The organism is Streptococcus parasanguinis (genome assembly GCF_001069785.1).
GTDB classification, from domain to species: domain Bacteria; phylum Bacillota; class Bacilli; order Lactobacillales; family Streptococcaceae; genus Streptococcus; species Streptococcus parasanguinis_T.
In genome coordinates, this window is sequence record NZ_JVSR01000081.1 from 1 (window position 1) to 10,696 (window position 10,696).

Below are 10,696 nucleotides of genomic sequence, written 5' to 3' on the forward strand. Positions count from 1 at the left end.
CGACGAAATCGAATTCTAACGAATGACCGATTTCTGTCCCACTCTCTTTTTACTGATTTAATGATGTTGGAAAATGACGGATAGAAAGCGCTTTAGAATGATATATAAACAAAAATGAACAAATTTAGACAAAAAAAGATTGACAATCAATCAATATAGTGATATACTGAAGCCATAAATAAATAGTTAGATAAGGAGGTGGCAACAATGGGATTAAATCAACTCTTTAACAAAGATCTTGTGTTTTGCCTACATGCCAAGGATCAAACCGATCTCTTTGAGCAGGTAGCAAGCTTATTGGAAGAGCGACAGATTGTGACACCAACCTATCGTTCCGCTTTGATTGAGCGTGAAAAGTCATTCCCGACTGGATTAGACATGGAATTTCTTGGTAAGGACTTACCAAATGTGGCGATCCCGCACACAGATATTGTCCATAATCTCACTGAGAATGTGGTCGTGGTTCGTTTGGATCAACCAGTAACCTTCCATAATATGATTGCTCCAGATAAGGAAGTTCAAGTTTCACTTTTATTCTTCATTATCAACAATTCAAGCTCTAGCCAAACCAATATTTTGGCTCAGCTGATGGATTTCTTTACATCCAATGGAAATCTCGAAGCTCTATCAAAATTAGATAGTGAAGATAAGCTTTATCAATACATAACGGAAACTATTTCCTAAAACTTTCGTAAATATTTATAATGGAGGACATCCAAATGATTAAAATTTTAGCTGCCTGTGGTGCAGGTGTTAACTCTAGCCACCAAATTAAGAGTGCGTTGGAAGAAGAACTGTCAAACCGTGGTTATGATGTGCGTTGTGACGCTGTCATGGTCAAAGATGTCAATGAAGATTTGATTTCAGGTTATGATATCTTTACTCCAATTGCTGCAACTGATTTGGGATTCGATCCTGGTATTCCAGTGGTAGAAGCAGGACCAATTTTATTCCGTATTCCAGCGATGAGTGCGCCAGTCTTTGATAACATCGAAGCTGCCATTAAAGAACATGGATTAAGTTAATATTTTTTTAAACAAGTTTGTAAGCGTTATCCAATGATAAAATTGGGAACACTTTATGCCGTAAATTACAAAAAAATTATAAATCGGGAGGATTTATTATGAATGGCATTATTGATTTTGCCAATAAATTTTTCAAACCCATCCTAGACATGGGTGCTCCGATCATCATGTTGATCGTCTTGACTTTATTGGCTCTCTTGTTTGGAGTGAAATTCTCTAAAGCCCTTGAAGGTGGTATTAAACTTGCCATCGCCCTTACTGGTATCGGTGCTATCATCGGTATGTTGAATGGAGCTTTCTCAGCGTCTCTTGCAAAATTCGTTGAGAATACAGGTATTCAATTGAATATCACTGACGTTGGTTGGGCACCTCTTGCGACCATCACTTGGGGGTCTGCCTGGACACTTTACTTCTTGTTGATTATGTTGATCGTCAACGTTATCATGCTTGCGATCAAGAAAACTGATACACTTGACGTCGATATCTTCGATATCTGGCACTTGTCTATCACTGGTCTTTTGATCAAATGGTATGCAGACAACAACGGTGTCAGCCAAGGTTTATCACTCTTCTTGGCAACTCTTGCAGTTGTCCTTGTAGGGATTATGAAAATCATCAACTCAGACTTGATGAAACCAACATTTGATGATCTTTTGAATGCACCAAGTTCATCACCTATGACTTCAACTCACATGAACTACATGATGAACCCAATCATCATGGTCTTGGATAAAATCTTTGACAAATTCTTCCCAGGTCTTGATAAATACGACTTCGACGCAGCTAAATTGAACAAGAAGATCGGTTTCTGGGGATCTAAATTCTTTATCGGTTTCCTTCTTGGTATCGTCATCGGTATCATGGGTACTCCACATCCAGTTGCTGGCGTGCAAGATGCTGACAAATGGGAATTGGTTATTAAAGGTTGGTTGAGCCTTGGTTTGACTGCCGGTGTCTGCTTGGAATTGTTCTCATTGATCGGTTCTTGGTTCATCGCAGCGGTAGAACCATTGTCACAAGGTATTACAAACGTTGCTACTAAACGTCTTCAAGGACGTAAATTCAACATCGGTTTGGACTGGCCATTTATCGCTGGTCGTGCTGAAATCTGGGCTTGTGCGAACGTACTTGCACCAATCATGTTGATCGAAGCAGTGCTTCTTTCTAAAGTCGGAAATGGTATCTTGCCACTTGCAGGTATCATTGCTATGGGTGTAACTCCAGCCTTGTTGGTTGTAACACGCGGTAAATTGATCCGTATGATCATCTTCGGAAGCCTTCTCTTGCCACTCTTCCTTCTTTCAGGAACATTGATTGCACCATTTGCAACTCAATTGGCTAAGAGTGTTGATGCCTTCCCTAAAGGGGTAGCTTCTACTCAATTGATCACTCACTCAACACTTGAAGGACCAGTTGAAAAATTGCTCGGTTGGACAATCGGTAACGCAACAACTGGTGATATCAAAGCGATCCTTGGTGTAGTTGTCTTCTTGGCATTCTATATCGGAATCTTCGCTTGGTACAGAAAACAAATGATCAAACGTAACGAAGAATATGCTGCAAATGCAAAATAATCGTCATATGTAGTTTGAAAACTGACACCATATCTCTTGTGGATATGGTGTTTTTATTTTAAAAAATGTTCGAAAATAAACAATTTAATGTTGACTTTCGTTCAAAATAGGTGTAATATAATATCAAAAGTAAGAAAATGTTCCTTTGTGAAAAATTAACAACAGGGATATTTGCTGAAACGAACAAAAGGAGGACAGGACATGTCTATTGTAATTGGTGCAGATGCTGCAGGATTAAGATTAAAAGATCTCGTGAAAGAGTTTCTTGTAAAAGAAAACTTCGATGTTGTGGATGTAACTGCTGAAGGTCAAGATTTTGTAGATGTGACACTTGCAGTTGCGAGTGAAGTGAACAAAAACGATCAAAATCTTGGAATCGTGATTGATGCATACGGTGCTGGTCCATTTATGGTTGCAACTAAAATCAAAGGAATGGTAGCAGCAGAAGTTTCAGATGAACGTTCTGCTTATATGACACGTGGACACAACAATTCTCGAATGATTACCATGGGTGCCGAAATTGTTGGGGATGAATTGGCTAAGAACATTGCCAAAGGCTTCGTCAATGGTAAATACGACGGTGGCCGTCACCAAATCCGTGTCGATATGTTGAATAAGATGTGCTAATGAGAGGAGAATTCAAATGAGAATTGCAATTGGTTGTGATCACATTGTGACAAATGAAAAAATGGCTGTTTCTGATTTTTTGAAATCAAAAGGATATGAAGTGCTCGACTTTGGGACTTATGACCATACACGTACCCACTATCCAATCTTTGGTAAAAAAGTCGGTGAAGCAGTAGCAAGTGGCCAAGCAGATCTTGGTGTTTGTATCTGTGGTACAGGTGTTGGGATCAACAATGCTGTTAACAAAGTACCTGGTATCCGTTCTGCCTTGGTACGCGATATGACAACTGCTCTTTATGCTAAAGAAGAATTGAACGCGAATGTGATCGGATTTGGTGGTAAGATCACTGGTGAATTGCTCATGTGCGATATCATTGAAGCATTTATTCACGCTGAATACAAACCAACCGAAGAAAATAAAAAATTGATCGCTAAGATCCAACATGTGGAAACCCATAATGCCCATCAAGCGGATGCTGACTTCTTTACAGAATTCCTTGAAAAATGGGACCGTGGTGAATACCACGACTAAGAGGTGACATATGATATTAACGGTCACGATGAACCCTTCGATTGATATCTCTTATCCTTTGGATGTGCTCCAGTTGGATACAGTCAATCGAGTGGCTGAGGTGAGTAAGACAGCTGGTGGGAAAGGTCTCAATGTCACCCGTGTACTTTCTGAGATCAAGGATCCAGTGGCAGCGACCGGCCTACTTGGTGGTCGAACGGGCCAATTCATTCTCGATCATTTAGGAGAAGGGATAGAGGAACGTTTCTTTGAGATTGCTGGGGATACACGAAATTGTATCGCCATCCTTCACGAAGGCAAGCAAACAGAAATCTTAGAAAAAGGTCCAACCATTTCTGAGAAAGAAGGGCAAGGTTTCCTTCAACATTACCGTCACTTGATCGATCAAGTGGAAGTGGTTGCTATCTCAGGTAGTCTTCCTGCTGGTTTACCAGTGGATTATTATGCCAGCCTTGTCAAGATTGCAAGGGAAGCTGGAAAACCAGTCGTGCTCGACTGCTCGGGAGTTTCTTTAGAAGCTGCCATTCAAGCAGATGTCAAGCCTACAGTCATTAAGCCTAACAATGAAGAGTTGTCTCAATTGTTAGGAAAAGAAGTGAGTAAGAATGTGGAAGACTTAAAAGAAGTTCTTCAGGATGCTCTCTTTGATGGCATCGAATGGGTGATAGTCTCTCTTGGAGCAAATGGCGCTTTTGCGAAGCACGGGGATGTCTTCTATAAGGTAGATATTCCTAAGATTGATGTCGTCAATCCAGTCGGATCTGGTGATTCGACTGTTGCAGGGATTGCATCTGGTCTCTATCATCATGAGAGTGACGCAGACTTGCTCAAGAAAGCAAATGTTCTTGGAATGTTAAATGCGCAAGAAGCACAAACAGGACATGTCAACATGGGGCACTATGATGCCTTGTATCAACAATTAATCGTAAAAGAGGTATAAAATGGTATTAACAGAACAAAAACGCAACTATTTGGAACGTCTTAGTACAAAAGACGGTGTTATTTCAGCTTTGGCCTTCGACCAACGTGGGGCTTTGAAACGCTTGATGGCCAAATACCAAGACACTGAACCAACTGTAGCACAAATGGAAGAATTGAAAGTTCTTGTAGCAGATGAATTGACAAAATATGCTTCATCAATGTTGTTGGACCCAGAATATGGTTTGCCTGCTACGAAAGCCTTGGACAAAGATGCTGGTCTCTTGCTTGCATACGAAAAGACAGGCTACGATACATCTAGCACCAAACGCTTGCCTGACTGCTTGAACCTTTGGTCAGCAAAACGCATTAAAGAACAAGGTGCTGATGCTGTGAAATTCTTGCTCTACTATGATGTAGATAGTGCAGAAGAACTTAACCAAGAAAAACAAGCTTACATCGAACGCATTGGTTCAGAATGTGTGGCAGAGGACATTCCATTCTTCCTTGAAATCTTGGCTTATGACGAAGGAATTGCAGATGCAACCTCTGCTGAATATGCAAAAGTGAAACCTCGTAAAGTCATTGAAGCTATGAAAGTCTTCTCAGATCCTCGTTTCAATATCGATGTATTGAAAGTAGAAGTTCCTGTCAATGTCAACTACGTGGAAGGATTTGGAGAAGGTGAAGTTGTCTATAGTCGTGAAGAAGCGGCTGCCTTCTTTAAAGAACAAGAAGAAGCAACTAACCTTCCATACATCTACCTCAGTGCTGGTGTATCAGCAAAACTCTTCCAAGAAACTTTGGAATTTGCTCATGAATCAGGTGCTAACTTCAACGGTGTTCTTTGTGGACGTGCGACATGGGCAGGTTCAGTAGAAGCTTACATCAAAGATGGAGAAGCAGCTGCTCGTGAATGGCTTCGTACAGAAGGGCGTCAAAATATTGAAGAATTGAACGCAGTCTTGGATAAAGTAGCAACACCTTGGACAGAACGCGTATAAGATTCAATGATGATTGCCTCCTAAAGCAACAGTTAGAGAGTGGGACAGTAATCGGTCATTCGGTAGAATTCGATTTCGTCGTCCCACCTCCGCACAGTTGAGTAGGGCTGTAAAANCTGATGAAATCAGCGTAGTAGAGCCCACTCAACCACTGCGTCTTGCTCGACAATCCAAAGATGATTGAGAGGCTAGGACTTTTATCCCAGCCTCTTCATTATTTCAAGGTCTTGTTTATTTTTTATAAAAAAATGTTTAAAAATTTTCGCTGTAAGGGTTTACAAAACAAAAAGTTTATGATAGAATAAGTTTATAAGTTGAATAGCAGTGAGCGTTACTAAGTTAGATTAGGCGTGACCACAAGTAGACTGAACAATTAGTGTATGCTAGTTTTTTCAGTTGCTTCGTGGTCATTTTTATTTGCTTTTAACAAATTTTACAAAGGAGAGCCTCATGTATCGTATTATCCATCCAATGAACAATAATGTTGCTTTGGTTCAAAATGAACTACAACAAGAGTTGATTGTTATTGGGAGTGGGATTGCATTTGGGAAAAAGAAAAATGATCTAGTAGCTGATGATAAGGTCGAAAAAGTATTTCGTTTAAACACGGATGAGTCAAGAGAAAACTTTATGGCCCTTCTAAAGAATGTTCCTCTTGATTTCATTACAACCACTTATGAAGTGATTGATACCTTGTCTAAGAAATATGCCTATCCTGTTCAAGAATATATCTATGTGACATTAACAGATCACATCTTTTGTTCTTACCAGGCAGTTCAACAGGGAAGATATAAATACAGTGACCTTCCTGATGTGTCTGCTATGCATCCGATTCCCTATAAAATCGCAAAAGAAGCGATTGAGATCTTTCGAAAGCGGCTCTTGGATCAATTTCCTGACGATGAAGTGAATCGCATCGCTTATCATTTCATTAATGCACAAGGGCAAATGATTCATGAGCAAGATCCAGATGTTCAGGACCGACAAGTTATTTTGAAAGCTGTAGAAGAAAAACTAGCTCAAAATGGATTGAAACGGAAAGAAGAAAACAGTCATTTCTATGATCGCTTTATGATCCATCTCAATTATTTCCTAGATTCGCTAGATAAGGGAAGAGAAGATCCAGAAGGTTTGAGCGAGATGGAACAACTGATTCAGCTAAGTTATCCAAAGGCTTATGAGATTAGTCATCAAATCTACCAAACCATCGCTGAACAGACAGGAGCCAAGATATCTCCTAATGAAAAAGTCTATTTAGCCCTTCATATTCAACGTCTATTATAAAAATTTTCAAAAGGTATCATAAGGAGGAACCAACATGAATAAAGAAGAAGTCCAATTACTTGGGTTTGAAATTGTCGCTTATGCCGGTGACGCTCGATCAAAATTAGTGGAAGCCTTAAAAGCTGCTGAAAATGGTGATTTTGCTAAAGCAGAATCCTTAGTAGAAGAAGCGGGGTCTTGTATCGCTGAGGCTCACAAATCTCAAACGACCATGCTAGCGCATGAAGCAGCAGGAGAAGAAATCCCCTATAGCATTACCATGATGCATGGTCAAGACCATCTCATGACAACAATCCTATTAAAAGACGTGATTCACCATCTGATTGAACTATATAAAAGAGGAGCGAAATAATGAATAAACTGATTGAACTGATTGAAAAAGGGAAACCTTTCTTTGAAAAGATTTCTCGAAACAAATATTTGCGAGCGATTCGGGATGGCTTTATTGCAGGGATGCCTGTTATCCTTTTCTCATCTATCTTCATCCTAATTGCGTATGTACCAAACGCTTGGGGATTCCATTGGTCTAAAGATATTGAAACTTTCTTGATGACTCCATATAGCTATTCTATGGGCATCTTGGCCTTCTTCGTTGGTGGTACAACGGCTAAGGCTTTGACTGATTCAATGAACCGCGACCTTCCAGCAACTAACCAAATCAACTTCATTTCTACAATGTTGGCTTCTATGGTTGGCTTCTTGCTCATGGCTGCCGAACCTGCTAAAGAAGGTGGATTCTTAACAGCCTTCATGGGTACAAAAGGTCTGTTGACAGCCTTCATTGCAGCCTTTGTTACCGTTAATGTTTATAAGGTCTGTGTGAAAAATAATGTGACGATTCGCATGCCAGACGAGGTTCCACCAAATATTTCACAAGTATTTAAAGACCTGATTCCATTTACATTGTCAGTTGTACTCTTGTATGCACTTGAATTAGTTGTGAAAGCAAGCCTTCATGTAACGGTTGCTGAATCAATCGGTACCCTTCTTGCTCCACTATTCTCAGCAGCAGACGGTTATGTTGGTATTACGATTATTTTCGGTGCCTTTGCATTCTTCTGGTTTATTGGTATTCACGGCCCATCTATCGTTGAGCCTGCGATTGCAGCGATCACTTATGCAAATGCCGAAGTCAACTTGAACCTCCTTCAACAAGGTATGCACGCTGATAAGATCCTTACATCTGGTACACAAATGTTCATCGTCACTATGGGTGGTACTGGTGCAACTCTTGTTGTTCCGTTCATGTTTATGTGGTTATGTAAATCGAAACGAAATCGTGCTATTGGACGCGCTTCAGTAGTTCCTACATTCTTTGGTGTAAACGAACCAATCTTGTTTGGTGCACCACTTGTTTTGAACCCAATCTTCTTTATCCCATTCATCTTTGCACCAATTGCAAACGTATGGATCTTTAAGTTCTTTATTGAAACACTTGGCATGAACTCATTTACTGCCAACCTTCCATGGACTACACCAGGACCTCTTGGTATTGTTCTTGGTACAAACTTCCAGTTCTTATCATTCGCTCTTGCAGCATTGTTAATTGTAGTAGATATTGTTATCTACTATCCATTCCTCAAGGTTTATGATGAACAAATTCTTGAAGAAGAACGTTCAGGTAAAACTAATGATGAATTAAAAGAAAAGGTAGCTGCAAACTTTAACACTGCAAAAGCAGATGCTATTCTTGAAAAAGCTGGAGTAGATTCAGCACAAAATACAATTACTGAAGAAACAAACGTCCTCGTTCTTTGTGCTGGTGGAGGAACAAGTGGTCTTCTTGCCAATGCTTTGAATAAAGCCGCAGAAGAGTATAAAGTTCCAGTTAAAGCTGCAGCAGGTGGCTATGGAGCCCACCGTGAAATGTTGCCAGAATTTGACCTTGTTATCTTGGCGCCTCAGGTTGCTTCCAACTTCGAAGATATGAAGGCTGAAACAGATAAACTAGGCATCAAATTGGCGAAGACAGAAGGTGCTCAGTACATCAAGTTAACCCGTGATGGAAAAGGTGCTCTAGCCTTTGTTCAAGCTCAATTTGAAGAATAAGAACTAAAAAGTGAGATGGAGATGGATGGCTCACTAACTCCTCTCCCCTCGCTTTTCATTTTATCCAATCAAGAAATAGGTGAAAATATGACAAAAACACTTCCTAAAGATTTTATTTTTGGTGGCGCAACTGCAGCTTATCAGGCAGAAGGTGCGACTCATACAGACGGTAAAGGACCTGTTGCATGGGATAAATATTTAGCAGACAACTATTGGTATACTGCTGAACCAGCGAGTGATTTCTACCATAAATATCCAGTAGACTTACAGTTGGCGGAAGAATATGGCGTAAACGGAATTCGTATTTCTATTGCTTGGTCACGTATTTTCCCAACTGGCTATGGTGAAGTCAATCCAAAAGGGGTAGAATTCTATCATAAGTTATTTGCAGAATGCCATAAACGTCATGTAGAACCATTCGTAACTCTTCACCACTTTGATACTCCTGAAGCTCTTCACTCAAATGGAGACTTCTTGAATCGTGAAAATATCGAACACTTTGTAGATTATGCTGCTTTCTGTTTTGAAGAATTCCCAGAAGTCAACTACTGGACAACCTTCAATGAAATTGGCCCAATCGGTGATGGTCAATACTTGGTTGGTAAATTCCCACCAGGTATTCAATATGACCTTGCCAAAGTCTTCCAATCTCACCACAATATGATGGTTTCTCATGCACGTGCTGTGAAATTGTACAAAGACAAAGGTTATAAAGGTGAAATCGGGGTTGTTCACGCACTTCCAACTAAGTATCCATTGGATCCTAAAAATCCTGCAGACGTACGTGCTGCTGAGTTGGAAGATATCATCCACAACAAGTTTATCTTGGATGCGACTTACCTCGGACACTATTCAGATGCAACCATGGAAGGGGTAAACCACATTCTTTCAGTTAATGGTGGTAGTCTGGATCTTCGGGACGAAGACTTTGCAGCACTTGAAGCAGCTAAAGATTTGAACGACTTCCTTGGAATTAACTACTACATGAGTGATTGGATGGAAGCCTTTGATGGCGAAACAGAAATCATTCATAATGGTAAAGGGGAAAAAGGAAGCTCTAAATACCAAATCAAAGGTGTTGGACGTCGTGTAGCTCCTGACTATGTACCTCGTACTGACTGGGACTGGATCATCTACCCTCAAGGTTTGTATGATCAAATCATGCGTGTCAAGAAAGATTATCCAAATTACAAGAAGATCTACATCACTGAAAACGGACTTGGATACAAAGATGAGTTTGTGGACAATACGGTTTATGACGATGGCCGGATTGATTATGTGAAACAACACTTGGAAGTCTTGTCGGATGCGATTGCTGATGGTGCAAACGTCAAAGGATACTTCATCTGGTCTCTTATGGACGTCTTCTCTTGGTCTAATGGTTACGAAAAACGCTATGGTCTCTTCTATGTAGACTTTGAAACCCAAGAGCGCTATCCGAAGAAATCGGCTCATTGGTACAAGAAAGTAGCCGAAAGCCAAGTGATTGAATAAGTATAAGAGGCTGGGACAAAAGTCCTAGCCTCTCAATTATTTTTGGATTGTCGAGCAAGACGCAGTGGTTGAGTGGGCTCTACTATGCTGATTTCATCAGCTTTTACAGTCCTACTCAACTGTGCGGAGGTGGGACGAAGAAATCGAATTCTAACGAATTACCGATTTCTGTCCCACTCTCTTTTTTAT

At 40.3% G+C, this 10,696-nt stretch carries 11 protein-coding genes; all 11 read left to right on the forward strand.

The window, feature by feature from the left end:
• Positions 1 to 207 precede the first annotated feature (207 nt).
• The 11 genes from ADG03_RS07120 (at position 208) to lacG (ending at position 10,507) form a co-directional block, all read left to right on the forward strand.
• Positions 208 to 684, forward strand: coding sequence for a PTS sugar transporter subunit IIA (locus ADG03_RS07120; RefSeq protein WP_003007730.1), 477 nt, complete (start codon positions 208 to 210; stop codon positions 682 to 684).
• Positions 685 to 719: 35 nt separating this feature from the next.
• Positions 720 to 1,025, forward strand: a complete 306-nt coding sequence (locus ADG03_RS07125; protein WP_049472544.1) for a PTS sugar transporter subunit IIB — start codon at positions 720 to 722, stop codon at positions 1,023 to 1,025.
• Between the two features lie 98 nt (positions 1,026 to 1,123).
• A complete protein-coding gene (locus ADG03_RS07130; RefSeq protein ID WP_045759559.1) occupies positions 1,124 to 2,599 on the forward strand; it encodes a PTS transporter subunit IIC in 1,476 nt (491 codons plus the stop codon).
• Between the two features lie 201 nt (positions 2,600 to 2,800).
• Positions 2,801 to 3,226, forward strand: coding sequence for a galactose-6-phosphate isomerase subunit LacA (gene lacA / locus ADG03_RS07135; protein WP_003007724.1), 426 nt, complete (start codon positions 2,801 to 2,803; stop codon positions 3,224 to 3,226).
• Positions 3,227 to 3,242: 16 nt separating this feature from the next.
• Positions 3,243 to 3,758 carry a galactose-6-phosphate isomerase subunit LacB gene (gene lacB, locus ADG03_RS07140; RefSeq protein WP_003002763.1) on the forward strand — a complete coding sequence of 172 codons (516 nt, stop codon included), beginning with the start codon at positions 3,243 to 3,245 and terminating at the stop codon, positions 3,756 to 3,758.
• 10 nt (positions 3,759 to 3,768) lie between these two features.
• Positions 3,769 to 4,698, forward strand: coding sequence for a tagatose-6-phosphate kinase (locus ADG03_RS07145; protein WP_049472543.1), 930 nt, complete (start codon positions 3,769 to 3,771; stop codon positions 4,696 to 4,698).
• A gap of 1 nt (position 4,699) precedes the next feature.
• Entirely contained in the window at positions 4,700 to 5,680 is a 981-nt protein-coding gene (lacD, locus tag ADG03_RS07150) for a tagatose-bisphosphate aldolase (RefSeq protein WP_049472542.1), read from the forward strand.
• Between the two features lie 450 nt (positions 5,681 to 6,130).
• The gene (locus ADG03_RS07155) at positions 6,131 to 6,964 is read left to right on the forward strand and encodes a PRD domain-containing protein (RefSeq protein ID WP_049472541.1); all 834 of its coding nucleotides are present in this window, start codon (positions 6,131 to 6,133) and stop codon (positions 6,962 to 6,964) included.
• Positions 6,965 to 6,998: 34 nt separating this feature from the next.
• Positions 6,999 to 7,316 carry a PTS lactose/cellobiose transporter subunit IIA gene (locus tag ADG03_RS07160; RefSeq protein ID WP_003007713.1) on the forward strand — a complete coding sequence of 106 codons (318 nt, stop codon included), beginning with the start codon at positions 6,999 to 7,001 and terminating at the stop codon, positions 7,314 to 7,316.
• Positions 7,316 to 9,013 carry a lactose-specific PTS transporter subunit EIIC gene (locus tag ADG03_RS07165; RefSeq protein ID WP_023918364.1) on the forward strand — a complete coding sequence of 566 codons (1,698 nt, stop codon included), beginning with the start codon at positions 7,316 to 7,318 and terminating at the stop codon, positions 9,011 to 9,013. The genes ADG03_RS07160 and ADG03_RS07165 overlap by 1 nt, the downstream gene beginning before the upstream one ends.
• An 87-nt stretch (positions 9,014 to 9,100) precedes the next feature.
• Positions 9,101 to 10,507: a 6-phospho-beta-galactosidase gene (gene lacG / locus ADG03_RS07170; protein WP_338151648.1), complete on the forward strand. Its 1,407-nt coding sequence runs from the start codon at positions 9,101 to 9,103 to the stop codon at positions 10,505 to 10,507.
• Positions 10,508 to 10,696 lie beyond the last annotated feature (189 nt).

Bases quoted from the DNA above. Each gene is read 5' to 3' on its own strand.
- ADG03_RS07160 (WP_003007713.1), top strand. From the start codon at position 6,999: ATGAATAAAGAAGAAGTCCAATTACTTGGGTTTGAAATTGTCGCTTAT.
- ADG03_RS07130 (WP_045759559.1), top strand. From the start codon at position 1,124: ATGAATGGCATTATTGATTTTGCCAATAAATTTTTCAAACCCATCCTA.
- lacG (WP_338151648.1), top strand. From the start codon at position 9,101: ATGACAAAAACACTTCCTAAAGATTTTATTTTTGGTGGCGCAACTGCA.
- lacB (WP_003002763.1), top strand. From the start codon at position 3,243: ATGAGAATTGCAATTGGTTGTGATCACATTGTGACAAATGAAAAAATG.
- lacD (WP_049472542.1), top strand. From the start codon at position 4,700: ATGGTATTAACAGAACAAAAACGCAACTATTTGGAACGTCTTAGTACA.
- ADG03_RS07120 (WP_003007730.1), top strand. From the start codon at position 208: ATGGGATTAAATCAACTCTTTAACAAAGATCTTGTGTTTTGCCTACAT.
- ADG03_RS07125 (WP_049472544.1), top strand. From the start codon at position 720: ATGATTAAAATTTTAGCTGCCTGTGGTGCAGGTGTTAACTCTAGCCAC.
- ADG03_RS07145 (WP_049472543.1), top strand. From the start codon at position 3,769: ATGATATTAACGGTCACGATGAACCCTTCGATTGATATCTCTTATCCT.
- ADG03_RS07165 (WP_023918364.1), top strand. From the start codon at position 7,316: ATGAATAAACTGATTGAACTGATTGAAAAAGGGAAACCTTTCTTTGAA.
- lacA (WP_003007724.1), top strand. From the start codon at position 2,801: ATGTCTATTGTAATTGGTGCAGATGCTGCAGGATTAAGATTAAAAGAT.
- ADG03_RS07155 (WP_049472541.1), top strand. From the start codon at position 6,131: ATGTATCGTATTATCCATCCAATGAACAATAATGTTGCTTTGGTTCAA.